Below are 24897 nucleotides of genomic sequence, written 5' to 3'. Positions count from 1 at the left end.
CAGCCCGACCGGCTGCTGGGACCGCTGATGCGCGCATCACTGGAGAACGCGCTGGCCGCCGGCGAAGGCGCACTGACAGGTCCTGTTGCGCGCGGCGACGCCGGAACGGTGGCGGCGCACGCTGCCGCACTCGCCGACGCCCCGGGAGACATCCGGGCCGCCTACACCCGGCTCGCTGCGGTGACTGCCCGCCGTGCCCTGGAACGCGGCGTCCTTACCGCGGACCAGGCCACGGCAATCACCGACGCCCTCGGTGCATCGGGAGAGGTAGGCAACGCATGAGCCCGCGGGTCCTGACCACCGCTGCCGAATTGCGGGCGGCTACCATCGAGCTGCTTGGCAGCTCCCGGCGGCACCCCGCCAGCCTGGGGCTCGTCCCCACCATGGGTGCGCTGCATGAAGGCCACGCGGCGCTTGCCCGCGCGGCACGGAAAGAGAACGACGTCGTTGTTGCGACCATCTTTGTCAACCCGCTCCAGTTCGGCGATCCCGCCGACCTCGACCGCTACCCGCGGACCCTCGAGGCGGATGTCCAACTGCTTGGCGAGTGCGGAGTCGACCTGGTGTTCGCGCCCCCGCAGGAAGAGGTGTACGCGGGCGGCGCCCCCCTCGTGCGGCTTTCCGCCGGACGCCTCGGTGAAAAGTTCGAAGGTGAGTTCCGGCCGGGCCACTTCGACGGCATGCTCACCGTCGTCGCCAAGCTGCTGCACCTCGCCTGGCCGGCCGCGGACGCCTCATACCGGGCCTACTTCGGCCAGAAGGACGCACAGCAGCTTGCCCTGATCCGCAGAATGGTCAGCGACCTCAACTTCACGGCCGAGATCCGGGCCGTGCCCACCGTCAGGTCAGCAGAGGGCCTCGCCCTGTCGAGCAGGAACCGGTTCCTGAGCGAGAAGGAGGCGAGCGCTGCCCTGGTCCTGTCCCGCGCATTGCGGCTCCTGGCGGAGCGTGCCTCACGGTGTGAACCGCTGGACCTGGATTCCGCCGTCGCGCTGGTTGAAAGCGAACCGCTCGTGGAGCTCGAGTACTTCGAAGTGGTGGACCCGGACACCCTGGAACCACTCGCGTTCAACTGCAGCCTGACGCCGTTCTCGGGGGAGGGGCTGGCGCTGATCGCTGCCCGGGTAGGCAGTGTGCGGCTGATCGACAACCAGCCGCTGAAAGCGGACCCGGCCGGGGCGCGGGGCTGAACCGGTAACCTTGGATATCGTGACCACTGAGCCGATCCTCACCACCGAAGAATTCAACGAGCAGATGCGCATCCGCATGGAAAAGCGTGCGCGCCTGCTGGAGCGCGGTGACGAGCCGTACCCGGTCAAGCCGGAGCGCACGTCGTCGCTGGCCGAGATCCGTAAGCGCTTCAGCCATCTCGAAGCCGGAGAGTCCACGGGTGAGGATGTCAGCGTGGTTGGCCGCGTGGTCTTCCTCCGGAACACCGGAAAGCTTTGCTTCGCCACCCTTCAGGAAGGCGACGGCACCCGTCTGCAGGCAATGCTGAGCCTTGCCGCGGTCGGCGAGGAGCCGCTGGCTGACTGGAAGGCCACCGTCGACCTCGGCGACCATGTGCAGGTGACCGGGGAGGTCATCAGTTCGCGGCGCGGTGAACTTTCCGTCATGGCGTCAGGCTGGAAAATGGCCTCGAAGGCGCTGCGCCCGCTGCCCACCCTGCACGCCGGTGTGAACGAGGAGACCCGCGTGCGGCAGCGCTATGTGGACCTCCTGGTGCGTGAGGAAGCGCGGCAGATGGTCCGCACCCGGGCCATGATTACGCGCAGTATCCGCGAAACCCTCCACGCACGGGACTACCTCGAGGTAGAGACACCCATCCTGCAGCTGGTGCACGGCGGCGCGGCCGCGAGGCCGTTCGAGACCCACGTGAATGCGTTCGACCAGAAAATGACCCTGCGCATTGCCCTTGAGCTCTATCTCAAGCGGGCAGTTGTGGGCGGAATCGACCGGGTTTACGAAATTGGACGTATTTTCCGCAATGAGGGAGTCGATTCGACCCACAGCCCGGAATTCACCATGCTCGAGTGTTACGAGGCATATGCGGACCAGTTCGTGATGGCTGATCGAATGAAGGAGATCATCCTCAATTGCGCTGACCTGCTGGGATCGCGCCAGATTGAAACTGAAGCCGGAACCATTAATCTTGACGGCGATTGGCGCTGGTTGGGCGTTTATCCGGGACTCTCCGAGGCGGTCGGCCGCGAAATCAGCCCTGAAACCGGTAGGGAAACGTTGCTCGCTGTGGCGGCGGAGCGGGAAGTTTCCGTGGACCCGGCATGGGATGAGGAAAAGCTTGTCCTTGAGTTGTTCAGTGAAATTGTCGAACCGACCCTGATACAGCCGACATTCGTCTACGACTATCCCCCCTCTGCGCAACCACTGGCCCGTCCCCACCGGGACCAGCCGAGGCTGATCGAAGCCTGGGACCTCATCATCGGTGGAATGGAACGGGGGACCGCCTTTTCCGAGCTCATCGACCCGGTGATCCAGCGGGAGCGGCTCACGGAACAGTCAAGGCGCGCCGCCGCAGGGGACGAGGAAGCCATGCAGCTCGACGAGGACTTCCTCCGTGCCCTCGAATATGGAGCCCCGCCGATGGGCGGTATCGGATTGGGCATTGACCGCCTCGTCATGCTTTTTACTTCCGCGGGTATCCGGGAAACCATCCTATTCCCGCTGCTGAAGCCGGAGCTTGGTTAATTCATGGAGTATTTGACCGTTCTGTTGCCGTCCATCGCGGTGGGAGTCATCTTCTACTTCGTCATGAAGGCGATCTTCAATGCCGATAGGGCGGAGCGCGAAGCCGAATCAGCGGAGCGAAACGCCAGGGAGAATGCAATTAAACCCGAGTCCTCCCCGGGTGATGAGTCAGGGAAGCAGTGAATCCTTCAGGGGAAAATTCCGCTCTTTGACGTAGGGGTTTATTGCGGACGATAATTACTCCTGAATAGCGGGCCCGGGCCGATTGAGGAGTAATTATCATGGCGCAGAAAGTCAAAATCATTCTTATTGATGACCTCGACGGCGGCGAGGCGGATGAAACCGTCCGGTTCGGTCTCGACGGAACGCAGTATGAAATTGACCTTTCCTCAGCGCACGCCGACGAGTTGCGGAGCGCCCTGGCCCAGTACGTTTCCGCGGGAAGGCGCGAAAGCCAGCCGAAGCAGCGCCCCAGCGCACCCGCCGCCCGCAATCAGGAGGCAGCGCAAATCCGCGAATGGGCGAAGGCAAACGGCTACAACGTCTCTTCCCGGGGCCGTGTGAATTCGGAAATTATTGAGGCGTACCGGGCCGCTCAGCGGTAAGCGGCCTCCCGCCCGGGAACGCACAGGCTTTTTCGGCATCTCGCCTGTGGCGAACACGCTCCCCAAGCCATGCGCAGGCACGTAGCATCGAATTACGCGTTAGCTAGGAGTGTGCCTCATGTTTGAGAGATTTACGGATCGTGCCCGTCGAGTTGTAGTGCTGGCCCAGGAAGAGGCCCGCATGCTCAACCACAATTACATCGGCACCGAGCACATTCTGCTTGGGCTAATCCATGAAGGTGAGGGTGTCGCCGCAAAGGCGCTCGAATCCCTGAGTATTTCTCTGGGCGCGGTGCGCGAGCAGGTGCAGGAGATCATCGGGCAGGGCCAGCAGGCTCCCTCCGGTCACATTCCCTTCACTCCCCGTGCCAAGAAGGTGCTTGAGCTCTCCCTGCGTGAGGCGCTCCAGCTCGGCCACAACTACATCGGCACCGAGCACATCCTGCTCGGTCTCATCCGTGAGGGTGAGGGCGTTGCAGCGCAGGTCCTGGTCAAGCTCGGCGCTGACCTCAACCGCGTCCGCCAGCAGGTCATTCAGCTGCTCTCCGGCTACCAGGGCAAGGAGCCCGTGGCGTCCGGCGGCCAGCAGCAGGAGGGCACGCCCGCCGGTTCAGTGGTGCTCGACCAGTTCGGGCGCAATCTCACCCAGGCAGCGCGCGAGGGCAAGCTTGACCCGGTGATCGGGCGCGAGCTTGAGATGGAGCGCGTCATGCAGGTCCTCTCCCGCCGCACCAAGAACAACCCGGTGCTCATCGGCGAGCCCGGCGTCGGCAAGACCGCCGTCGTCGAGGGGCTTGCACAGGCCATCGTGCGCGGTGACGTTCCCGAGACCATCCGCGACAAGCAGCTGTATACCCTTGACCTCGGCTCGCTGGTGGCAGGTTCGCGCTACCGCGGTGACTTCGAGGAACGCCTGAAGAAAGTCCTGAAGGAAATCCGGACCCGCGGTGACATCATCCTGTTCATCGATGAGATCCACACCCTCGTGGGTGCGGGTGCGGCTGAAGGTGCCATTGACGCGGCGTCCATCCTGAAGCCCATGCTCGCGCGTGGAGAGCTGCAGACCATCGGTGCAACCACACTGGATGAGTACCGCAAGCACATTGAGAAGGACGCCGCCCTTGAGCGCAGGTTCCAGCCCATCCAGGTGCAGGAGCCGTCGGTAGCGCATGCCATCGAGATCCTGAAGGGCCTGCGCGACCGCTACGAGGCGCACCACCGGGTGTCCATCACGGATGCCGCTCTGGCGTCAGCGGCCAATCTGGCCGAGCGTTACATCTCCGACCGGTTCCTGCCGGACAAGGCAATCGACCTCATCGATGAAGCCGGCGCGCGCCTGCGCATTCGCCGGATGACGGCCCCGCCGGAGCTCAAGGAAATCGATGAGCGCATCGCCTCCGTGAAGCGGGAAAAGGAATCCGCCATCGACGCGCAGGACTTCGAGGGCGCAGCCCGCCTACGGGACCGCGAGCAGAAGCTCCACGATGAACGCGTGGACAAGGAGCGCCGCTGGAAGTCAGGCGGCCTCGATGACATCGCCGAGGTTGACGAGGAGCTGATCGCCGAGGTGCTGGCGAACTCCACCGGCATCCCCGTCTTCAAGCTCACCGAGGAGGAGTCCACGCGCCTGCTGAAGATGGAAGATGAGCTGCACAAGCGGGTCATTGGGCAGGATGACGCCATCAAGGCCATCTCCCAGGCTATCCGCCGTACGCGCGCCGGCCTCAAGGATCCCAAGCGCCCGGGCGGATCGTTCATCTTCGCCGGCCCCACCGGCGTCGGCAAGACGGAGCTCGCCAAGGCGCTTGCCGAGTTCCTCTTCGGTGACGAGGATGCGCTGATCACGCTGGACATGTCGGAGTACTCGGAGAAGCACACCGTCTCCCGGCTCTTCGGTGCTCCTCCCGGCTACGTCGGCTACGAGGAGGGCGGCCAGCTCACCGAGAAGGTCCGCCGCCGGCCGTTCTCCGTGGTTCTGTTCGACGAGGTGGAGAAGGCCCACGCCGATCTCTTCAACTCGCTCCTGCAGATCCTGGAAGACGGGCGCCTGACGGACAGCCAGGGCCGTGTGGTGGACTTCAAGAACACCGTCATCATCATGACCACCAACCTCGGTACCCGGGACATCTCCAAGGGCGTCATGACCGGCTTCCAGTCCGGGACTGACACCAACACGAGCTACACCCGGATCAAGGCGAAGGTCACGGAAGAGCTCAAGCAGCACTTCCGCCCGGAGTTCCTGAACCGCGTTGACGACACCGTGGTGTTCCCGCAGCTGACGCAGGAGGAGATTGTCCAGATCGTCGATCTGTTCCTCGACCGCCTGGGCAAGCGCATGGCAGACAAGGGAATGAGCATCGAGCTCACCCCCGCCGCCAAGGTGCTGCTGGCCACCCGCGGTTATGACCCCGCAATGGGTGCTCGGCCGCTGCGCCGCACCATCCAGCGCGAGATCGAGGACCAGCTGTCCGAGAAGATCCTGTTCGGAGACCTCAAGTCCGGCGAGACCGTATCGGTGGACGTCGAGGGCGAGGGAGACGAAGCCCAGTTCACCTTCGTTGGGCACGGTGCTCCGAAGGCAATCGAGGACACGCCCCCGGCCATCGAGGCCACGGTTCCCGAATAAGTTTCCGCACCTACAGGACAGGATGCCCGTACCGGATCGCCGGTGCGGGCATCCTGTCGTCTGGGCGCCTGTTCCGGTGTGCCCGGCGGGTGGACGGCCTGGCACGCGGCGCGGAGTCCCTAGACTTGATCGGATGAGCCAGTCCTTTCGAATCCGCCGCGCAACCACCGCCGACGTGCCGGTGATCAAGCAGCTGGTTGCGCCGCTTGCGGATCAGCGCATTCTCATCGCCAAGGAAACGGTCGCCTACTACGAGGGCCTCCAGGAGTTCAAGATCGCCGAAGACAACGACGGCGGCGTCCTCGGCTGCGGAGCCCTCCACGTCATGTGGGAGGACCTCGCCGAGATCCGTACCCTGGCCACCGCTGCGGAAGCACGAGGCAGGGGAGTGGGCAGCGCCGTCGTGAACGCGCTGCTTGAGGAAGCACGTGCGGTAGGCGTGCGGCGGGTGTTCTGCCTGACCTTCGAGGAGGCTTTTTTCCGGCGTCACGGGTTCCGGGTGATGGAGGACCAGTCGGCGGTGGATCCCGTGGTGTATTCGGAGCTCCTGCGCTCCCATGACGAGGGCGTAGCCGAGTTCCTTGACCTTGCGCGGGTCAAGCCGAACACCCTTGGCAACACCAGGATGATCCGGGACCTCTGAACGAATCTAGCCAGGCAGGCCCCGCCCCGATAAGCTAAGGATGCTTGGTATTTCGATGCCGGGTGAGTTCTCCCGACCGGGGGACGGAACGTCGACGAAAGGCGGAACGCCATGGGTGCAGACGAGAAAGCTCAGAACAAGGCCGAGAAGCTGGGCGGCAAGGTCCAGGAAGGCCTGGGCAAGGCCACCGGTGACAGGGAGATGGAAGCCGAGGGTCAGAAAGACCAGAGCAAAGCCAATCTCAAAGATGCCGGTGAGAACATCAAGGACGCGTTCAAGAAGTAGCCGGCACAACGCCCGGTGGCCAGGACCACCACGTGTGGGAAGAACCTCTCGGGGTTCTTCCCACACCTGTTTCCGGCCCTCTTCTGAAAGGTCTGGGCAACGGTGGGCGCCGCGGGTACTGTTCAAGTACCCCTGCAGCCCGCCGGGTAAGGCTTGTCCCTGTACCGGGACACACAGCGGACCGATCAATGGCGAACCGGTTATCTACCGGTCGATCACCGTCTAGGAGACTCGCATGAAGAAGCTGATCAACGACCCCCAGTCAGTAGTGACTGAATCCGTCGAGGGATTCGGAGCGGCACACGCGGACCTCGTGGAGGTGCATCCCGATCCGCTGTTCATCACCCGCAAGGACGCCCCGGTCCAGGGCAAGGTGGGGCTGGTGTCGGGGGGCGGCAGCGGCCATGAACCTCTGCACGCCGGCTTTGTGGGCCGGGGGATGCTTGATGCTGCCGTGCCCGGGGCGGTGTTCACCTCCCCCACTCCGGATCAGATCATTCCCGCCACGCTGGCGGTCGACGGCGGCGCCGGAGTGCTCCACATCGTGAAGAATTACACCGGAGACGTGCTCAACTTCGAGACCGCGGCGGAGATGGCGCAGGCGGAAGGCGTCGAGGTGCGGTCTGTCCTGATCAATGACGATGTCGCGGTGGAGGATTCCCTGTACACGGCAGGCCGGCGCGGCGTCGGCGGAACGGTGCTCGTCGAGCGCATTGCCGGTGCAGCTGCCGAGCGCGGGGACTCGCTGGATGCGGTGACGGCCATCGCCCAGCGCGTCAATGACAACGTCCGCTCCATGGGTGTTGCGCTGTCCGCCTGCACGGTTCCGCACGCAGGCGTTCCCAGTTTTGAGCTGACCGAGCAGGAGATCGAGATCGGCATCGGCATCCACGGCGAACCGGGCAGGCACCGCATCGCGATGGAGAACGCCGACGGAATCACCGACAGGCTCCTTGAGCCGATCCTCGGTGACCTCAAGGCGTCCAGCGGTGACCGGGTGCTCCTGTTCGTCAACGGAATGGGCGGCACTCCGGCCAGTGAGCTGTACATCGTCTATCGGCGCGCCCGTCAGGTGCTCGCCGAGCAGGGTGTGTCCGTGGAGCGTTCTCTCGTCGGCAACTACATCACGGCGCTGGAGATGCAGGGAGCCTCGATTTCGGTGCTGAAGCTTGACGATGAAATGGTGGAACTTTGGGACACGCCGGTGTGGACGCCGGCCCTGCGATGGGGAGTGTAAATGGCGTTGACTGTGCAGTGGGCTGAAGCCTGGATCCGGGAGTGCTCGCGGGTCCTGACCGAGAACCGCACCGCCCTGATGGAGTTGGACCGGGCCATCGGTGACGCCGACCACGGCGAGAACATGCAGCGCGGATTCGCGGCGGTGGTGGGGAAGCTCGACGGCGGTTCCCAGGAGAACCCGGCGGCAGTATTCAAACTGACGGCCATGACCCTGATGTCCACGGTCGGGGGCGCTGCCGGTCCGTTGTACGGCACCGCGTTCCTTCGTGGAGCCACAGCGCTCGGCGACGCAGCCGAGCTGGATCCAGCCGCCGTCGTTGCTTTCCTGACCGCAGCACGCGATGGTGTGGTGGCCCGCGGCAAGGCGGAGCCGGGAGACAAGACCATGGTCGACGCCTGGACTCCCGCCGTCGAGGCGGCCGAAACCGCACAGTCCGCCGGGGCAACCAGCCCCGAGGTGCTCAACGCTGCAGCGAACGCCGCGCAGGCAGGTGCCACCGCAACGGAGCCACTCATCGCTCGGAAGGGGAGAGCCAGCTACCTTGGCGAGCGCAGCGCCGGTCACCGCGATCCGGGCGCGCAGTCCTCGGCCTTGATCCTGCAGGCGGCGGCTGACACCGCGGGGCAGCAGCTGTGACCGTTGGCCTGGTGATCGTCTCCCACAGCAGCAAGATCGCCGAGGGAGTGGTGGAGCTTGCCGCGCAGATGGCCCCGAACGTCCGGATTGCCGCTGCCGGTGGAACCAATGATTTCCCCTCCCGCATCGGGACGAGCCTTGAGAAGGTCCAGTCAGGCCTCGAGGAAGCCGAGGAGGGCGACGGCGTAGTAGTCCTCACCGACCTCGGCTCGGCGGTGATGACGGCCGAGATGACGCTCGAATTCCTCTCACCGGACACCCGTTCACGGATCCGGTTGCCGCAGGCCGCGCTGGTCGAGGGAGCAGTCGCCGCCGCTGTGCAGGCTGAGTCGGGCGGCACGGTGGACGAGGTCGCTGCAGCCGCTGAGCGGGCCGTCGTGTCCATCGACCCGGAATCCCTTGAGCCGTTCGTCTCTCACGGGGCCGCGGTTCCCGGGCAGGTGGAACCGCTCGAGGAGCGGGTTGGAATTCCCGTGACCGGCGCATGGACGCTCCCGAACAAGATGGGCCTGCACGCACGCCCCGCCGCGGTCATCGCCAGGGCCCTGACCGACCTGGACGCAGAGGTCAGCATCAACGGCGTCGACGGTAAATCCGTGATGCTCCTGATGTCGCTGGCCCTCGGAGAGGGGCAGGAACTGCGGGCGGAAGCAACCGGCCCGCAGGCGCAGGAGGCCATCGAATACATCGGCGGTGAAGTGAAGGCAGGGTTCGGCGAGCTGTAGCGGCCCCGCCCACACCCTCGGCCATCCCATCCACTCCCACCCCACCCCACCCCACTGGAAATTTTGCGCATCTATGGTGACTTCCGCCGCCTCGAAGCCGCCATATGCGCGCAAAAGATTCAGGATCGGGGGGCCAGGCGTCCGTCGTCGAGCGTTACAGACAGCTGCAGGGCCTCGCCCGGGCAGTTCCGCCCATTGGGGTAGACCAGCTGCGGTGTGCCGGTGCTGCGGTAGCGCTGATCGCCCGAGATCAGTGTCACGCCAACCTCGCCGGCGGTCAGCTCATCAACACGAACAAAGCCCACCAGCGTGCCGTCCGGGCGCATGCTCGCTGAGCAGCTTCCCTCGGGTTCGGCGGAATCACAGCCCAGGTCCACCGCTTCAGTTCCCGGGAACAGGTCCACCGGATAGGTGCGGCATTCAGCGGCGCACACCTCAAGGACCGGAACTTCCATTGCCGCGGCCATGGTCTCGGAAATGGTGATCGTGACCCCGGGTTCGGCACCGATTTCCGTGCACGCCAGCGGCTCCCCTGCGCCGCCTGCGCACGCTGTACACAGCACGACGGCGGTGGAAACCGGAGCTGCCCGTAAGCGTCCCATGGAAGCAGGATAGACGCCTTCCGGCCGGCCGCCGGGAACGGTTCGGTACCGATTGGATTCCCGGAACTTTCGGGCAGTTCGGGTTGCTTCTGGCCGGGCAAGGCCGCCGGAGGTGCGCAAAACTTCCGGAGAAATTAGGCGGGCAGCTGGACGCCGTTCGGCGTCTCCTGGGCCAAGCCGTCGGTGAGGAGGCCCTCCAGTGCGCGCTCCAGTTGCTCCGGTGGAGCATTCAGAGCGTGGAGTTTCTCGAGAGCCGTGGACGCCCCGAAGGCAAGGTCGACCGGGCGGTCGTGGATCAACGGCCGCGGCACGGGGGCATCGGCGTGCCGCAGGACATGCATGATCGCGCCGCGGACCTGGCGGTCGGTGCCCGCCCAGGACTGACCCCTGGGCACGTACGTGGGAGCGGGCCTCCCCGCCGCCACCCACGCGCACAGGTCGAGCACCGGGCACTGCTCGCAGGAGGGTGTCCGGGCAGTGCACACCAACGCCCCCAGCTCCATGACCGCAGCGTTCCATCGCACGGAAGAACCGGCGTCGTCGGGCAGCAGTGTGGCCGCCCGTTTCATTTCCGCCGCCGTGAGGGATGGTGCCGGCAGCGCAGCTCCGTCCACCAGGCGGGCGTGCACCCGCCGGATATTCGTGTCGACCACCGTCTCGCGGCGGCCGAAGGCAAAGGCGGCGACGGCTGCTGCGGTGTAGGTGCCGACGCCGGGCAGGGAGAGAAGCTCATCATACGAACCTGGTACCTGCCCCCCATGACGGACGACGACGGCCGTCGCCGCCGCGTGCAGGCGCAGCGCCCGCCGCGGGTAGCCCAGGCGGCCCCAGTGCCGCAGAGCCTCCCCGGCGGGCTCCGCGGCCAGGTCTGCCGGTGTCGGCCAGCGGGACATCCAGTCCTCCCACACCGGCAGCACGCGGCTCACCGGGGTCTGCTGAAGCATGAACTCGCTCACCAGGACACCCCAGGGCGTCCGCGAAGGGAGCCGCCACGGAAGGTCGCGGGCGGCGTCGTCGAACCAGTCGCTCAGGCGGGAGTGCAGCACGGCGGTGTTCAGGGTGGGCTCCAGATGGTCGAATCAGCAGGATCCACCCTATCGAAGCGCCCGGGAAGTGTGGGCCGCGCGGCGTGGTGCGGCCGCTTGCCGCGCCGCAGTCTCTTAGCCTTGAACCATGAGCTCGGCAGGAGGTACAGGCAGCAGCCGGGTGGTTAATCCCCGGCGGAAACCGAGCCCAAGGGTGTATAGACGGCGGCGTCAGGTGGCAGCAGTGCTTGCGCTCCTGCTGATCGGCGGCCTGGTGTGGGCCGGGATCGCTATTGCGGGCATGTTCCGCGGCGATCCCGCGCAACCCCCGGCAGCCGCCGGTTCACCCAGCGTTTCTCCCGACCCGGCCGCATCCTCCGCTCCGGGTGAAACGGCCTCGCCGGAGCCGACACCGAGCCCCACGCCGAAGCCGACGTCCACCGAGCCGGTGTGCAACCCGGCATCGATCAAGGTCACCGGCAGCACGGATGCTGAGACCTACGCCGCCGAGCAGTCACCGGTCCTCTCCCTGACGGTGCGCAATACGGGCGAGATTCCCTGTCCCGTGAACGTCGGGACCTCCCAGATGGAGTTCCTGATTACCAGTGGCGAGGACCGGATCTTCTCCTCCAGGGATTGTCAGGAGGGCGCTGAAGACCTCGAGGTGATCATTGAACCGGGCGGATCCGAAACCGCGCGCTTCCAGTGGCAGCGGAACCGGAGTGCACCCGAGTGCGCTCCTGTTGAGGTTGTGCCGGGTCCCGGCGGCTACGTTTTCAAGACCCGTCTCGGAGAGCGCATCAGCGACGAGGTTCCCTTCACGCTCCAGTAATCGCCCCGGTCAGCGCGGTCATGGGGAAGTTGCGGACCGGACCTACATGAAGCGGTCGAGGAGGCTGGTCTCCGCGATGCGTGAGAGGCCCTCGCGGACGGTCCGCGCCCGCTGCTCCCCGATACCGTCCACTGCCATGAGGTCGTCGATGTTGGCCGCCATGAGGTTCTGCAGTCCGTCGAAGTGGTCCACCAGCCGGTTGGCCACGGTGGGCGGCACCGCCTTGATCCCCGAGAGCAGCCGGAAACCCTTGGGCTGGACCACGGCGTCGAGCGAATCCGAGGACGGGTTGAACCCGAGCACGCTGGCGATGGTTCCGAGGTCAATCAGGTCAGTGGAGCTGAACCCCTGGAGCCGGGCCAGCTGCTCCTCAACCGGGGTGGTGCTTCCGCCCAGGCCCGAGTAGTCGCGGAGGACCATTTCACTGCCTGGGCCCAGGCCGGTGGTGAGCTCCTCCACCTGCAGGGAGAGGAGACGCCCGTCGATGCCGAGCTCAAGGACGTACTGCGAGATTTCCTCGGAGATGCGCCGGACCATTTCCTGGCGCTGCAGCGTGACCGCGACGTCGCGGACCGTCACCATGGCCTCGATTTCCAGGGCCGAGAGCGAACCGGTGACCTGGTCAAGCCTGGCGCGGTAGCGCTCCAGGGTGGCGAGTGCCTGGTTGGCGCGCGCCAGCACCGGCTCAGAACCCTCAAGGACGTGGCGGAGGCCGTCGACGTAAAGCGCGATGATCTGCATGGACTGGCTCACGGAGATCACCGGGAAACTGGTCTGGATGGCCACGCGCTCGGCGGTCCGGTGCCGCGTCCCGGACTCCTGCGTTTCGATGCGGTGGTCCGGCACCAGTTGGACGCCGGCGCGCAGGATGTTGCTTGCGTCGCGGTCACAGACGATTGCGCCGTCCATCTTCGCGAGTTCACGGAGCCGGGTGGGAGAAAAGTCGATTCCGATGTCAAAGCCGCCCGAGCAGATTGAATCCACCGTGCGGTCGAACCCCAGGACAATCAGTGCGCCGGTGCGCCCGCGCAGGATGCGTTCCAGGCCGTCCCGCAACTGCGTACCCGGCGCAACCCGCGCCAGGGTTGCCTTCAGAGCATCCTCCGGACTGCGTACCATCTCACTCCCTCTTCCCGCTGGGCACGCGAATGCATCGCCCGGCAGTACCCAATCCTATGGGAGCAGGCTCGGGGCTGGCCGTCCGGTTCCTGCTCAAATGCGTAACGTTCGGGTTACCGGGTGCTTCCGGAGGTCTCAGAAGAGCAGTTCCAGGGCCTCCGTGAGGGTGCTGACCTGTTTGACGGTGAAACCCGCCGGGATCCGTCCGGGTCCATTGGGTGATTCCGGCACGACGGCGTGCGTGAAGCCGAGACGCTCGGCCTCCTGGATGCGCCGTGAGATGCCAGGCACCGGGCGGACCTCACCGGCGAGGCCGACTTCCCCGAAGGCGATCATCCGGGACGGGAGCGCCTGGTTGGTCTTGGCCGACGCGATAGCGAGCGCAACCGAGAGATCCGTGGCCGGCTCGCTCAGCTTCACTCCGCCCACCGTGGCTACATAGCTGTCATCCTTGTGCAGCTGCAGCGATGCGCGCTGCTGCAGGACAGCGAGGAGCATGGACACCCTCGATCCGTCCAGGCCGCTGGTGGCGCGGCGCGGCTGGGCGTTCGCCGATTCTGCGAGGAGTGCCTGCACCTCCGCCAGCAGCGGCCGCCGGCCCTCAAGGGTCACTGTGATGCACGTGCCCGACACCGGTTCCTTGGTGCGGGAGACAAACAGTCCACTGGGGTCGGCGAGGCCCTCGATGCCGGTGTCCGTGAGGTCGAAGCAGCCCACCTCGTCCGTGGGTCCGTAACGGTTCTTGACCGCGCGCATCAGGCGAAGGCGCGAGTGCCTTTCACCCTCGAACTGGCAGACCACGTCCACGAGGTGCTCCAGCAGGCGCGGACCGGCAATGGACCCGTCCTTGGTGACGTGACCCACCAGCAGTGTGGTCATCCCGCGGGTCTTGGCGGCATTGATGAGCGACGCCGCCACCTCCTTCACCTGCGTGACACCGCCGGCGCTTCCATCAACGTCCGGACTGCTCAAGGTTTGCACCGAATCCACGATGAGCAGTGCAGGGTCCACCTTCTCAACCTGCCCAAGAGCCTGGCTCAGGTCCGATTCCGCCGTGAGGTACAGGGTGTCCGCCAGCGCGCCGATACGCTCCGCGCGCAGCTTCACCTGGGCGGAGGATTCCTCGCCCGTGACATACAGGACGGTGCGTCCCAGCCGGGCGACGCGTGCAGCGACATCGAGCAGCAGCGTGGATTTGCCGACCCCGGGCTCTCCTGCCACCAGGATGACCGCGCCGGGCACCAGCCCACCGCCCAGGACCCGGTCAAGCTCGCCCACCTCGGTGGGCTGGTAGGAGGCCGTGGTGGCGTCGACATCAGCGATACGGAGGGCCGGCCGCGCAACCGTGGTGGCCGCCGTCGTCCTCGCCACCCCGGCCGCAGCGGTTTCCTCGACCGTTCCCCAGGCCTGGCACTCACCGCACCTGCCCACCCACTTGGCGGTGGTCCAGCCGCATTCACCGCAGCGGTAGGCGGGGGATTGCGTGCGCGAGCGCGCGGTCTTGGTAGCCATGCCTCAAACGTACCGGGTGCCTCCGACAGTCCCGCTGAGGCTCACAGCTTCGGCAGGTATCCCGCGGCGTCGTCATGGGACAGCCCGGTGGCCTGGAGGAGGTCGACGACGAGCGGCCGGTAGAGGATGACCAGGCCCTCGCCCTCCAGCCGCTGCACATTGAGCCGTGCCGGATGCAGGGTGGTGGCAACAGCGGCCAGGTCCTCGCGCGCCCTGCGGAGGTGCTGGTCGCGCTCGGCGGTCGAGACGGAGTGGAGCGCGAGGGCGAGCACGTCCACAGCATCGGCGGTGTCCTCGATGACCTGCGCGAGTGACTGCACCGCCTCGTCCGAGAGCGCCGCATGGTTGATCACCGAGGTCAGGCGGCGTGAGAAGACCCGGCTGTTGCGGATGGCCAGGTCAATGAATCCGATGGCTCCGCGAAGTTCGCCGAGCTCGCTCCGGTGCCTCCGGTACGCGGGGGAGATCTGCGCAACCTCCGTGGCCGCGCGCAGGGAACCGGACAGTCCGTCCATGAGTGGCTGGCAGTTCCGCGCCCGGATCAGCGCGTGCCATGCCTGGGTATGGTCACTCGAGGTGAGCGCCTGCGAGTTTTCCCGCAGCACACCTGAGAGTTCACCGAGCAGCTTCCGGACGTCCCCTTTGGGTTCACGGCGTGGGTCGCGCGGTATGGCCATGGTGATCAGGAGCGCAATGACACCGCCCACAATGGCATCCGCGCTCCGCGTGAACGGCCCGCCTTCCGGAGCGGGCAGCAGGACAACCAGGAGCGATTGAAGGGCCAGCTGGGTGGTGAAGATGGTTCCGCTGTCGAGGAACCGCGCCAGCAGCACGGAGATGAAGAGTACGACGGCGGCCTGCCACAGACCGGTGCCCAGCACCGCCAGCAGCACGTCCCCGACGGCGATGCCCAGGGTGCAGCCGAAACCCACCTCGAGGACGCGGCGCAGCCGGGGATCGCGTGAAAAGCCGAGTGCGATCAGCGCTGAGGTCGCCGCGAAGAGCGGGCCTTCATGACCGAGGACCTGTTCCGCGAAGGCATAGGCGCCCACGGCCCCGACGGTGATCTGGACGGCGGGAAGCAGGGATGAACGGCTGCGGCGCAGGCCGACGCGGGAGCGGTTGCGCATAAAGGAGCGTGCGCGGTCCAGTCGGGAACGCCGGGTCATATGCCTGACCCTACCGCCGGGAACGGTCCATCAGGGTAAAGCTGGTGGACTTGCCGGTGGTCCGGGTCCGAACGGCGGCCAGGGGTGCAGCGAGCAGCAGTGATCCGGCGACCAGTTCCAGGAATTCCTCCAGGTGGGACAGCCCGTCCACAGCCAGGGGCGGCACTCCGAGACCAACCGACTGCGCGGCCACGAACTCAAGTCCGACGGCGGCAAACAGCAGGGTGACCACGCCCAGCACGATCAGCCGGGTCGATTCTTCCGGCAGGTGGCGGGCGCTTACGGCGGCGAGCACAAGGACAATCAGCGCGAGCGGGATGCCGAGGACCAGCCAGAGGAACGCAGTGTCAGGAACATCGGTGAACTGGAGGATGAGGCTTTCCAGGCGTTCATGCAGCCCGGTGCCCTCATCCAGGCAGAAGAGCAGTACCAGGCAGCCGAGAATCCACCATGCTGCGGTTCCCCTGACCCGCTGATGACGGGCGAGAACGGCAACGAACAACAGGCTGGTGGCCGCTGCCGCAAGCTGGGCGACAGCCCACCAGGTGGGGAGGTTGCCTTCCCGGTTCACATCGACGTACGCGCTGAATGGTGTCTCACCCCGCTGTCCCCCGGTGAACATTGGGGCGGCGAAGCTCAGGGCGACAATCAGGAGATGGATCACTCCGAGCCCCGCCAGCAGGCGTCGCCAGCGCAGGGGATGGCCGCGCGGACGGGGAACGGATTGCCCCTCGTCCGGTGGAGCGCCGTCGGAATGGCTCAGGCTGGTCACGTTCTTCACGCTAGCGGGCAGTCATTGGAGAAAGTTGGGAACCAATAGCCGATTCCGGTGAAAGCACAAGGGTCGCGAGCCGAATCGGGGTAAATGTCCTCCCGCTGTTCACCTTCCGTTCACTTTGGCCCGTCAGTCTCGTTACCTGCGGTGCCTAGCGTGGTTTGCGTACCCAAGCTCGTACACACAAACGCGGGTGCCCCCAGCGAGCACCGACTGTTCAAAACCCTGGAAGGGGCAATATTCAAGTGAAGGCTCTTCGCTTTGGCCGCGCAGCGGCAGTAATCTCCGTGGCCGCTCTGGCCCTTACGGCGTGCGGCTCCGACAACGCCGTCAATTCCGGGACCGACGGCGGCTCCAGCGCCGCTCCCGAAAGCACAGTTTCCGGCACCCTGACCGGTGCAGGCTCGTCCGCCCAGAACGCGGCAATGACCGCCTGGAAGACCGGGTTCGAGCAGCTCAACCCCGACGCAACCATCCAGTACTCCCCGGACGGCTCGGGCGCAGGCCGCGACGCATTCCTGGCCCAGGGCGTGCAGTTCGCCGGCTCCGATGCCTACCTTGATGAGGAAGAGTACGAGGCTTCAAAGGAGGTTTGCGGGCCCGAGGGAGCCATCAACATTCCCGGCTACGTATCCCCCATCGCCGTGACCTTCAACCTGCCCGAGATCAAGGAGCTCAACCTCGACGCTCCCACCATCGCCTCCATCTTCAAGGGCGAGATCGCGAACTGGAACGATGAAGCAATCGCCTCGCAGAACGAGGGCGTGGAGCTTCCCGACCTGCCGATCACCGTTGTCCACCGTGCTGACGAGTCGGGCACCACCGAAAACTTCGTCGAGTACCTCGCGGCCGCGGCTCCCGAGCAGTGGACCTACGAGGTCTCCGGCGACTGGCCGTCCGAGATCGTTGCCGAAAACGCACAGGGCACCAACGGCGTCGTCTCCACCACCTCCGCCACCGAGGGTGCAATCACCTACGCTGACGCCTCCGCTGTCGGCGATCTGGGCACCGCCCTGGTCAAGGTCGGCGAGGAGTACGTACCCCTCAGCTCAGAAGCTGCCGCCCGTGCGGTAGAGGTTGCCACCCCGGTCGAGGGCCGTGGCGAGTTGGACATGTCGCTCGACCTTGAGCGCGACACCACCGAATCCGGCGCCTACCCGGTTGTCCTCGTCTCCTACAACATCTTCTGCACCCAGTATGAAGATCAGGAGACAGTTGACCTCGTGAAGGCCTTCGGTACCTACGTAGTCAGCGAAGAGGGCCAGCAGGCGGCCGCCGACTCCGCAGGAAACGCACCGATCTCCGAGGCCTTGCGTGAGCAGGCACTTGAGGCCATCGAGTCCATCCAGGTTGCTTCCTAGCAAAGCCCTGCTGCCCCGCCAGGCTCGAAAAGCCCCGGCGGGGCTGCTCGCTGTCTGCGGCCCGGCAGGGTTGCAGGTACCTTGTAAGAGCGGAACACTAGCGTGAGCACTGTTCCAGACCGTCCCCACGCAGCGCCGAAAGGTCCCCACGTGTCAACGAACGCACTGAAACGATCAGGCGGTGCAGGCCAATCCGGAGACAAGATCTTCTCCGGCGCCAGCCTGGCCGCAGGCTGCCTGATTCTGGCGGCGCTTTTCAGCGTTGCGGTCTTCCTGATCAAGGAGGCCTTACCGGTCTTCGGCGCCGACCCGGCGGATATCACGGGCGGTGCGGGCTTCTTCACCTACATCTTCCCGATCGTGCTCGGCACGGTCATCGCGGCAGCCATCGCGCTCCTGATTGCGACGCCGCTCGGTATCGGCGTAGCACTGTTCATCTCCCATTACGCGCCGCGGAGGTTTGCGCAGGGACTTGGCTATGTGATTGACCTGCTCGCGGCAATTCCCTCGGTGGTGTACGGCGCATGGGGATACGCCGTACTCGCACCGCAGCTGGCCATTGCCTACGCCTGGCTGGCCGCAAATGCCGGATGGATCCCGATTTTCGAGGGTCCCGCAAGCCAGACGGGACGCACCATGCTCACCGCGGGCATTGTGCTCGCCGTCATGGTCCTGCCGATCATTACGTCCCTGAGCCGCGAAATTTTCCTCCAGACGCCGAAACTGCATGAAGAAGCAGCGCTCGCCATGGGCGCCACCCGCTGGGAGATGATCACCATGGCGGTGCTGCCCTTCGCCCGTCCGGGCATCATCAGCGCCGCCATGCTGGGCCTCGGCCGCGCGCTCGGCGAAACAATGGCGGTGGCCCTGGTGCTTTCCGGAGGGGCGCTGACCGCGAGCCTCATCCAGTCCGGCAACCAGACAATCGCCGCCGAGATTGCACTGAACTTCCCGGAGGCCTATGGACTCCGGCTGGCTGAGCTGATTGCCGCCGGTCTGGTCCTCTTTGTCATCACCCTTGCGGTCAACATCATTGCCCGGTGGATCATCAGCCGGCACAAAGAATTCTCAGGGGCTAACTAATGGCGAATGCCACTTTGACTCCGCGTCGCTCGCAGCTGACCAAGGGCAAAATGCCCTCCTACACCCTCTGGGTGGTGTTGGCGGCTTCCATCGTGGTCGGCGCCGCGCTGGCCGCCCTGGTGGGATTCGGCCTGGTGCCGTGGGCGCTGTTCAGCGCGCTGCTCTTCATTGTGGCCGGAACCGCGGTGACGGGCGTGATGGAAGGCGGGCGCAAAGCGCGGAACCGGCTGGCCCTGTTCCTGGTCTACGGCGCCTTCCTGGTGGCACTGCTGCCGCTGCTCTCCGTCATCTGGACGGTCCTGGAGCGCGGAGTGCCCGGCCTGAACTACAACTTCCTGTTCACCTCCATGAACGGGGTGACCGGGGCCATCGACAACCAGGCCGTCGCAGAAGGCACCCCTGTCCTTGGCGGCGCCTACCACGCCATTGTCGGTACGCTCCAGATCACGCTCTGGGCGACCATCATCTCCGTACCCATCGGCCTGCTGGCCGCCGTCTACCTCGTGGAATATTCAACCGGCGGAAAGCTCGCCCGGGCCATCACCTTCTTCGTGGACGTGATGACCGGCATTCCCTCCATTGTCGCCGGCCTGTTCGCCGCCGCCCTCTTCGGCCAGCTGTTCGGTCCGGGTACGCGCACCGGGTTTGTTGCCGCCGTCGCGCTTTCCGTGCTGATGGTGCCCGTGGTTGTGCGTTCCACCGAAGAGATGCTGAAGATTGTTCCAAACGAGCTTCGTGAAGCCGCCTACGCGTTGGGCGTCCGGAAATGGCGCACCATCACGCGCGTGGTGATTCCGACGGCGATCTCCGGCATTGCCTCCGGCGTCACCCTTGCGATCGCCCGCGTGATCGGCGAGACCGCGCCGATCCTGGTGACCGCCGGCTTCGCCAGCTCAATCAACTGGAACGTCTTCGGTGACTGGATGAGCACGCTGCCGACGTTCATCTACTACCAGATCCTGACGCCCACGTCTCCGACGGCCACCGACCCGAGCACCCAGCGTGCGTGGGCGGCCGCCCTGGTGCTGATCATCATGGTCATGCTCCTGAACCTCGCGGCGCGACTGATCGCCCGCCTCTTCGCTCCCAAGACCAGCCGCTGACCCGCCGGCACAACCAGAAGGATCACCATTGTCCAAGCGAATCGACGTCAAGGACCTCAACGTCTACTACAGCAAGTTCCTCGCTGTGGAAGACGTGAACATCAGCATCGACGCCCGCTCCGTGACGGCGTTCATCGGCCCGTCCGGCTGCGGCAAGTCCACCTTCCTGCGCACCCTGAACCGTATGCACGAGGTCATTCCGGGCGCCCGGGTCGAGGGAGAAGTGCTGCTCGACGGCGACAACCTGTATGACTCCGCGGTTGATCCCGTGACGGTCCGCAGCCAGATCGGGATGGTTTTCCAGCGGCCCAACCCGTTCCCTACCATGTCCATCCGGGACAATGTCCTGGCCGGCGTGAAGCTGAACAACAAGCGCATCTCCAAGTCCGATGCGGACGCGCTGGTCGAACAGTCCCTGCGCGGCGCCAACCTCTGGAATGAGGTGAAGGACCGCCTCGGCCGTCCCGGCTCAGGTCTGTCCGGCGGCCAGCAGCAGCGGCTCTGCATTGCCCGCGCCATTGCGGTATCGCCCGAGGTCATCCTCATGGATGAGCCCTGCTCGGCGCTCGACCCGATCTCCACCCTCGCCATCGAGGACCTGATCAACGAGCTCAAGAGCGAATACACCGTAGTCATCGTTACCCACAACATGCAGCAGGCCGCCCGGGTATCGGACAAGACGGCGTTCTTCAACATTGCCGGCACCGGAAAGCCGGGCAAGCTCATCGAGTACGGCGAGACGACGAACATCTTCAACATGCCCACTCAGAAGGCAACCGAGGATTACGTCTCCGGTCGTTTCGGATAGGCGCAGCTAGAAAAGCGGGCTCATCGCGAGATACAGGGTGGCCGCGAGCAGCGCGGTGACCGGCGCCGTCGTAATCCATACCACCAGTACCGAGCGCACCACGCGGCCGCGGACCGTGGCGTAGCGCTGGTTGGCCCCGGCACCCACGATCGCGGAGGTCATTGTGTGCGTGCTGGAGAGCGGCATGTCCAGGGACAGCGCCCCGACAAAGAGCATGAAGGCGCTGACACCCTGCGCAGCCATGCCGCGCAGAGGATCGATGCGCACCAGCCGGTTCGCGAGGGTATGGGTGATGCGCCAGCCGCCCAGCAGTGATCCGCCGGCCAGGAGCACCGCGGCGAAGACCTGCACCCACAGCGGCACGCCGTCCCCCGAGTAGAGGCCTGCACCGACCAGCGCCAGGACGATCACAACCATGGTGCGTTGCCCGTCCTGCAGTCCGTGTCCCAGCGCAAAGGCGGCAGTCAGAACCGCCTGCGCCATCCGGTTCCCGTTGTTGACCTTCCGCGGAGAGTTGTGCCGAAGCAGCCAGGTTGACGGGAAAACGAGCACGTAGGCCAGGAGGTAGGCAACCAGCGGGGAGAGCAGCAGCGGCAGGGCAATCTCCAGAAGGAATACCCTGCCGGAGCCGGAGATGGATCTCCCGCCCAGCAGGGCAGCCGCGCCGCCTGCCCCGATCAGCCCGCCGATGAGCGCATGCGTGGACGACGACGGTTTGCCCCGGTACCACGTGAACAGTCCCCAGGCACAGGCCGAGAGCAGGGCGGCCAGGAGTATGCCCAGGCCGCTCTGCCCGGCGGGGAGGCTGATGCTGCCGCCGGTGAAGAGGGTGGCCAGGCTCGCGCTCATCAGGGCGCCGATGAGGTTGAACAGAGCAGCAAGCAGGACGGCGACCGTCGGTGTGAGCGCGCGGGTACGGATCGATGTTGCGATTGAATTTGAGACGTCGTGGAAGCCGTTGATGAACGCGAAGCCGCCGGCAAAGACGACGACGGCCCCGAAAAGGAAGAACTCCACCTACGATTCCTTGACGAGGATCGCTCCGACGTGGGTTGCCACCTTGCGGATGTCCTTGGTGACATCGACCAGCTGGTTGGCGATGTCCCGGTGCCGCGCGTAGACCAGGGGCTTGTGGTCGGCGAGCAGCTCGGAGCACCACATCCGGTGTGTCCGCTCGGCGCGCTTGGCAAGGCGCAGGATCTCGATCCAGTAATCCTCGAGGTCATCCAGTGAGTTGAGCTGGCGCATCGCCTCGGCGGTCAGCTCGGCCTGCCGGGTGATCACCTCAAGCTGCTCCGTTGCGCGGCGGCTGAGCTTGGTCAGCTTGTAGAGGGCAATCAGTTCCGCTGCGCCGTCGAGCTTTTCCATGGCTTCGCTGAGCAGCCGGGAGATAGCGTAGAGGTCTTCGCGCGGCAGCGGGTTGATGAAGCTGGTGCGCATCGAGGTCAGCAGTGCGAAGTGCAGGTCAGTCGCCGTGCCCTCGAGCTGGTGCAGTTCCTCCGCGAGCTGATCGTAATCCTGGGGCGATGCTCCGAAAATCCCGGACATGCTGCGCACCCCGAGGACCAGTTGCTGGGCCATGCTGGAGAGCAGTTCCAGTCCTGCGTTTTCCTGAGGGAAGAGGCGGAGCTTCACTAAAGTCACCTAGGGTCGCACGGACGGTTGCCACCCAAGAATACCTGTGCGGCCAGGTGGGTGCGGTGTTCCCCGAATGGCCGGTATGAGGGCATAAAAGTGGCGCCGAACCGGGAGCGCCTCTCGGCGGTAGGCCGCTCGAAGCGGCTCAATGTTGAAGCCCGGGGGTTCCACGGTCCGACACCAGTTTCAGTCTGCTACTGACCCGCGTGCATGTCAACGAGGAGTGCTGAGCCACTGCCCGCCGCGCATGACGCCGCGCACCTCGAGTCGCTCATCCAGCACCACCAGATCCGCCCTGGCGCCCTCTTTGAGGACGCCGGCCTGACCATCGAGGCCCAGGACCCGCGCCGGCACGTGGGTCGCCGAGTGAAGGGCGTCCTTGAGCGGGACTCCGGCGTCAACGGCGTTCCGGACGAGGCTTGCCATGGTGGAGGTTCCGCCCGCGATGGACCCGCCGGCCTTCAGCCGTGCTACGCCGCCGGAGACCTGCACCTGTGACGGTCCAAGGCTGTAGGTGCCGTCGGAGAGCCCGGCAGCAGCCATTGAATCCGTGACGAGTGCGATGTTGTCCGCCCCGACCAGCTCAAACACCATTGCAACGGTGTCCGGTGCGAGGTGTACGTTGTCGGCGATGAGTTCCACCACCGCATGGCCTGCCCGTGCGGCGCGCAGGCAGGCGGAGAGGGCGCCGGGGGAGCGGTGGTGCACGGGGTCCATGCCGTTGAACAGGTGGGTGACCGTGGGAACCGCTCCCGGGCCAGTCTCATGCCGCGCGAGTTCGCGGGCGGCCCGGGCGAGGGCCTCGCGGGCCACCTCAGGGCTGGCTGCTGTGTGGCCCACGGACGGCACCACCCCGAGGGAGGCCAGGACGTCAACAAGCTCGGCTGAGCCCGGCAGCTCAGGCGCGAAGGTCATGGTGCGCAGAGCGCCGCGTGCGGCGGCGGCAAGCCCGCGGACCAGGTCCAGATCCGGGTTGATGAGCCAGTCGGGGTTCTGGGCTCCGCAGCGGGCGTGGGAGAGGAATGGGCCTTCGAGGTGGATGCCGGCGATCGCCCCGGACTCTGCCAACCCGGCGAACCGTTCCGCGCCGTCTAGCAGGGCCTGGGGCTCGGCCGTGACCAGGCTTGCGAGCAGCGTTGTTGTGCCGGTCCGGTGGATGCGCGAAACGGCCTCCCGTGCGCCGGCGGCATCCGACGTCGGGAAGTCAACCCCGAATCCGCCGTGGCAGTGGAGGTCAACAAAGCCGGGAACAACGGTGAACTCCTCCGGTAGCCGGAGGAGTCCTTCCGGGCTGTCGGGGGAGTCGGTCCGGCGTACGCCGGCGATGGCATCACCGGAAATGCTGATGGCAGCCCGCCCGTGGCTGCCGTCCTCTTCGAGGATCCTGCCGAGAACTCCGTTCACGCTGTTGTGCGTCACTCCACCGCAGTCCGCCCGCTCGTGCCGGGCGTCCACCAGGTTTTCGGTTCAGCAATGGGGAACCGGCGGCCCGAGATGGTGGTGGGGACAATCCTGACGAACTGATCCTTCTTCCCCTCCTGCCAGGGGAAGAGGGGCAGGGAAAAGGACTCCAGGACGTCGTCGGGCCGCTTCACCAGCTCCGCCTGGCCCCGCACCACCACGCTCCACGCAATGCCGGCGTCGGAGTCCACGCCGTCTGCCTCCAGCGCGACCCGTGCGTCGGCCTCCACTGCAGCCAGCTTGGTGCCTGATCCCGTCCGGAACACAAGAGTCCCGTGGTCCGGCGTGTAGTTCACGGGAAAGATGTCCGGGCCGTCTTCGAGCGCGACGGCGAGACGCCCCACCGACACCTGCCGCAGGCAGGTCCAGCAGTCGCTGTCACTCAGAACTTCGATTCCCGCAGGATTCTCTTCCATACGGCGATCCTAGCCTCCGAACCGCTGAGGAAACAGGGACGTTAGTCCAGTTCGCCGCGCCGCCAGGAAGCGGCGGCGTGCTCCAGGTCTTCGGCGGTCTTGACCAGCTGGTGGGAACTGCGCGTCAGCTTGCTCGCATGCGCCCCGTTTGACGTCTCGGCGTCGTCGGCGTGGTTGGTCTGGCCCAACGCAATGACGCGGCAGAAAGCGGCGAAGCGCTCAAGTGCCACGTCGAACTCGCCATCGAAGGCACCGGACAGGATGGTGTCAGCCATCTGCTGGACCTCGTCGGCGCCGGGGGGCTCGGCCACACCGGCAACAACCTTGGACACCTGGGCCACCTCCTTGCCGGCCTTGAAGTAGGCCGCAATTCGCTCGGGGTTCTGCTGGGTAGCGGCGCGGAGGGCGTAGAGGCGCCAGAGCGCACCGGGCAAGGACCGCGCCGGGCTTTCCGCCCACATTTCGGCGACAGCCTCGAGCCCCTGCTGGTCGGCGAGCTGCACCAGCCGCTGCGTCACGGCGGG

Annotated in this window: 27 protein-coding genes; 16 read left to right on the top strand and 11 right to left on the bottom strand. The window is 65.8% G+C overall.

Annotated elements, in window-relative coordinates; all coding sequences use genetic code 11:
- The 11 genes from X803_RS18765 to dhaM all read left to right on the top strand — a co-directional run.
- On the top strand, positions 1-282 hold a 282-nt coding region (locus tag X803_RS18765; protein ID WP_035778307.1), incomplete at its 5' end, for a DUF2520 domain-containing protein.
- Positions 279-1190, top strand: coding sequence for a pantoate--beta-alanine ligase (gene panC / locus X803_RS0108580; RefSeq protein ID WP_026544822.1), 912 nt, complete (start codon positions 279-281; stop codon positions 1188-1190). The genes X803_RS18765 and panC, both read left to right, overlap by 4 nt.
- A gap of 64 nt (positions 1191-1254) precedes the next feature.
- Positions 1255-2709 carry a lysine--tRNA ligase gene (lysS, locus tag X803_RS0108575; protein ID WP_084033556.1) on the top strand — a complete coding sequence of 485 codons (1455 nt, stop codon included), beginning with the start codon at positions 1255-1257 and terminating at the stop codon, positions 2707-2709.
- Positions 2710-2712: 3 nt separating this feature from the next.
- Positions 2713-2892 carry a hypothetical protein gene (locus tag X803_RS0108570; RefSeq protein ID WP_026544820.1) on the top strand — a complete coding sequence of 60 codons (180 nt, stop codon included), beginning with the start codon at positions 2713-2715 and terminating at the stop codon, positions 2890-2892.
- A gap of 98 nt (positions 2893-2990) precedes the next feature.
- On the top strand, positions 2991-3314 hold the full coding sequence (locus X803_RS0108565; protein WP_026544819.1) for a histone-like nucleoid-structuring protein Lsr2: 324 nt from the start codon (positions 2991-2993) through the stop codon (positions 3312-3314).
- A gap of 118 nt (positions 3315-3432) precedes the next feature.
- The gene (locus X803_RS0108560; protein ID WP_035778306.1) at positions 3433-5940 is read left to right on the top strand and encodes an ATP-dependent Clp protease ATP-binding subunit; all 2508 of its coding nucleotides are present in this window, start codon (positions 3433-3435) and stop codon (positions 5938-5940) included.
- A 133-nt stretch (positions 5941-6073) separates the two neighbouring features.
- Positions 6074-6583, top strand: a complete 510-nt coding sequence (locus tag X803_RS0108555) for an amino-acid N-acetyltransferase (RefSeq protein ID WP_026544817.1) — start codon at positions 6074-6076, stop codon at positions 6581-6583.
- A 111-nt stretch (positions 6584-6694) separates the two neighbouring features.
- Positions 6695-6868, top strand: coding sequence for a CsbD family protein (locus X803_RS21440; protein ID WP_026544816.1), 174 nt, complete (start codon positions 6695-6697; stop codon positions 6866-6868).
- A gap of 235 nt (positions 6869-7103) precedes the next feature.
- The gene (dhaK, locus tag X803_RS0108545; RefSeq protein WP_026544815.1) at positions 7104-8105 is read left to right on the top strand and encodes a dihydroxyacetone kinase subunit DhaK; all 1002 of its coding nucleotides are present in this window, start codon (positions 7104-7106) and stop codon (positions 8103-8105) included.
- Positions 8106-8744, top strand: coding sequence for a dihydroxyacetone kinase subunit DhaL (gene dhaL / locus X803_RS0108540; RefSeq protein ID WP_026544814.1), 639 nt, complete (start codon positions 8106-8108; stop codon positions 8742-8744).
- Positions 8741-9469 (top strand): dihydroxyacetone kinase phosphoryl donor subunit DhaM, encoded by a 729-nt coding sequence (gene dhaM / locus X803_RS0108535; RefSeq protein ID WP_026544813.1) that lies wholly within the window; start codon positions 8741-8743, stop codon positions 9467-9469. Before dhaL ends, dhaM begins: the two co-directional genes overlap by 4 nt.
- Before the next feature lie 119 nt (positions 9470-9588).
- Here the strand turns inward: dhaM and X803_RS21020 are convergent, their stop codons facing one another.
- Both X803_RS21020 and X803_RS0108525 read right to left on the bottom strand, forming a co-directional pair.
- Positions 9589-10071 (bottom strand): hypothetical protein, encoded by a 483-nt coding sequence (locus tag X803_RS21020; RefSeq protein WP_156930015.1) that lies wholly within the window; start codon positions 10069-10071, stop codon positions 9589-9591.
- Between the two features lie 134 nt (positions 10072-10205).
- Entirely contained in the window at positions 10206-11117 is a 912-nt protein-coding gene (locus tag X803_RS0108525) for an HhH-GPD family protein (RefSeq protein ID WP_253907422.1), read from the bottom strand.
- A 214-nt stretch (positions 11118-11331) separates the two neighbouring features.
- Between X803_RS0108525 and X803_RS0108520 the strand changes: the two genes are divergently transcribed.
- Entirely contained in the window at positions 11332-11928 is a 597-nt protein-coding gene (locus X803_RS0108520; RefSeq protein ID WP_253907421.1) for a hypothetical protein, read from the top strand.
- A 42-nt stretch (positions 11929-11970) separates the two neighbouring features.
- Here the strand turns inward: X803_RS0108520 and disA are convergent, their stop codons facing one another.
- From disA to X803_RS0108500, 4 genes are all read right to left on the bottom strand, one after another.
- Positions 11971-13047 (bottom strand): DNA integrity scanning diadenylate cyclase DisA, encoded by a 1077-nt coding sequence (gene disA / locus X803_RS0108515; RefSeq protein WP_026544810.1) that lies wholly within the window; start codon positions 13045-13047, stop codon positions 11971-11973.
- Between the two features lie 135 nt (positions 13048-13182).
- A complete protein-coding gene (radA, locus tag X803_RS0108510; protein ID WP_026544809.1) occupies positions 13183-14559 on the bottom strand; it encodes a DNA repair protein RadA in 1377 nt (458 codons plus the stop codon).
- Positions 14560-14600: 41 nt separating this feature from the next.
- On the bottom strand, positions 14601-15728 hold the full coding sequence (locus X803_RS0108505; protein WP_026544808.1) for an FUSC family protein: 1128 nt from the start codon (positions 15726-15728) through the stop codon (positions 14601-14603).
- 10 nt (positions 15729-15738) lie between these two features.
- A complete protein-coding gene (locus X803_RS0108500; protein ID WP_026544807.1) occupies positions 15739-16500 on the bottom strand; it encodes a hypothetical protein in 762 nt (253 codons plus the stop codon).
- Between the two features lie 248 nt (positions 16501-16748).
- Between X803_RS0108500 and pstS the strand changes: the two genes are divergently transcribed.
- From pstS to pstB, 4 genes are all read left to right on the top strand, one after another.
- Complete coding sequence (pstS, locus tag X803_RS0108495; RefSeq protein WP_026544806.1) at positions 16749-17864, top strand: phosphate ABC transporter substrate-binding protein PstS; 1116 nt, start codon at positions 16749-16751, stop codon at positions 17862-17864.
- A 150-nt stretch (positions 17865-18014) separates the two neighbouring features.
- The gene (gene pstC / locus X803_RS0108490) at positions 18015-18947 is read left to right on the top strand and encodes a phosphate ABC transporter permease subunit PstC (RefSeq protein ID WP_026544805.1); all 933 of its coding nucleotides are present in this window, start codon (positions 18015-18017) and stop codon (positions 18945-18947) included.
- The gene (gene pstA, locus X803_RS0108485; RefSeq protein WP_026544804.1) at positions 18947-20050 is read left to right on the top strand and encodes a phosphate ABC transporter permease PstA; all 1104 of its coding nucleotides are present in this window, start codon (positions 18947-18949) and stop codon (positions 20048-20050) included. The genes pstC and pstA overlap by 1 nt, the downstream gene beginning before the upstream one ends.
- Positions 20051-20078: 28 nt before the next feature.
- Positions 20079-20858 (top strand): phosphate ABC transporter ATP-binding protein PstB, encoded by a 780-nt coding sequence (pstB, locus tag X803_RS0108480; protein WP_026544803.1) that lies wholly within the window; start codon positions 20079-20081, stop codon positions 20856-20858.
- A gap of 6 nt (positions 20859-20864) precedes the next feature.
- Here pstB and X803_RS0108475 read toward each other — a convergent pair whose 3' ends face one another.
- From X803_RS0108475 to X803_RS18755, 5 genes are all read right to left on the bottom strand, one after another.
- Complete coding sequence (locus X803_RS0108475) at positions 20865-21875, bottom strand: inorganic phosphate transporter (RefSeq protein WP_026544802.1); 1011 nt, start codon at positions 21873-21875, stop codon at positions 20865-20867.
- Complete coding sequence (locus tag X803_RS0108470; protein ID WP_026544801.1) at positions 21876-22493, bottom strand: DUF47 domain-containing protein; 618 nt, start codon at positions 22491-22493, stop codon at positions 21876-21878.
- Between the two features lie 216 nt (positions 22494-22709).
- Positions 22710-23915: an N-acetylglucosamine-6-phosphate deacetylase gene (locus X803_RS0108465; RefSeq protein ID WP_253907420.1), complete on the bottom strand. Its 1206-nt coding sequence runs from the start codon at positions 23913-23915 to the stop codon at positions 22710-22712.
- Positions 23912-24373, bottom strand: coding sequence for a pyridoxamine 5'-phosphate oxidase family protein (locus tag X803_RS0108460; protein WP_026544799.1), 462 nt, complete (start codon positions 24371-24373; stop codon positions 23912-23914). Before X803_RS0108460 ends, X803_RS0108465 begins: the two co-directional genes overlap by 4 nt.
- A gap of 41 nt (positions 24374-24414) precedes the next feature.
- On the bottom strand, positions 24415-24897 hold a 483-nt coding region (locus tag X803_RS18755), incomplete at its 5' end, for a hypothetical protein (RefSeq protein ID WP_035778305.1).

The sequence above is a fragment of the Arthrobacter sp. 35/47 genome, assembly GCF_000520475.1.
Classification (GTDB): Bacteria; Actinomycetota; Actinomycetes; order Actinomycetales; family Micrococcaceae; genus Arthrobacter_D; species Arthrobacter_D subterraneus.
This window is presented reverse-complemented; position numbering and strand designations above follow the sequence as displayed.

Coding starts and splice junctions, on each gene's coding strand:
- panC (WP_026544822.1), top strand. CDS start 279: ATGAGCCCGCGGGTCCTGACCACCGCTGCCGAATTGCGGGCGGCTACC.
- lysS (WP_084033556.1), top strand. CDS start 1,255: ATGCGCATCCGCATGGAAAAGCGTGCGCGCCTGCTGGAGCGCGGTGAC.
- X803_RS0108570 (WP_026544820.1), top strand. CDS start 2,713: ATGGAGTATTTGACCGTTCTGTTGCCGTCCATCGCGGTGGGAGTCATC.
- X803_RS0108565 (WP_026544819.1), top strand. CDS start 2,991: ATGGCGCAGAAAGTCAAAATCATTCTTATTGATGACCTCGACGGCGGC.
- X803_RS0108560 (WP_035778306.1), top strand. CDS start 3,433: ATGTTTGAGAGATTTACGGATCGTGCCCGTCGAGTTGTAGTGCTGGCC.
- X803_RS0108555 (WP_026544817.1), top strand. CDS start 6,074: ATGAGCCAGTCCTTTCGAATCCGCCGCGCAACCACCGCCGACGTGCCG.
- X803_RS21440 (WP_026544816.1), top strand. CDS start 6,695: ATGGGTGCAGACGAGAAAGCTCAGAACAAGGCCGAGAAGCTGGGCGGC.
- dhaK (WP_026544815.1), top strand. CDS start 7,104: ATGAAGAAGCTGATCAACGACCCCCAGTCAGTAGTGACTGAATCCGTC.
- dhaL (WP_026544814.1), top strand. CDS start 8,106: ATGGCGTTGACTGTGCAGTGGGCTGAAGCCTGGATCCGGGAGTGCTCG.
- X803_RS21020 (WP_156930015.1), bottom strand. CDS start 10,071: ATGGGACGCTTACGGGCAGCTCCGGTTTCCACCGCCGTCGTGCTGTGT.
- disA (WP_026544810.1), bottom strand. CDS start 13,047: ATGGTACGCAGTCCGGAGGATGCTCTGAAGGCAACCCTGGCGCGGGTT.
- radA (WP_026544809.1), bottom strand. CDS start 14,559: ATGGCTACCAAGACCGCGCGCTCGCGCACGCAATCCCCCGCCTACCGC.
- X803_RS0108505 (WP_026544808.1), bottom strand. CDS start 15,728: ATGACCCGGCGTTCCCGACTGGACCGCGCACGCTCCTTTATGCGCAAC.
- pstA (WP_026544804.1), top strand. CDS start 18,947: ATGGCGAATGCCACTTTGACTCCGCGTCGCTCGCAGCTGACCAAGGGC.
- X803_RS0108460 (WP_026544799.1), bottom strand. CDS start 24,373: ATGGAAGAGAATCCTGCGGGAATCGAAGTTCTGAGTGACAGCGACTGC.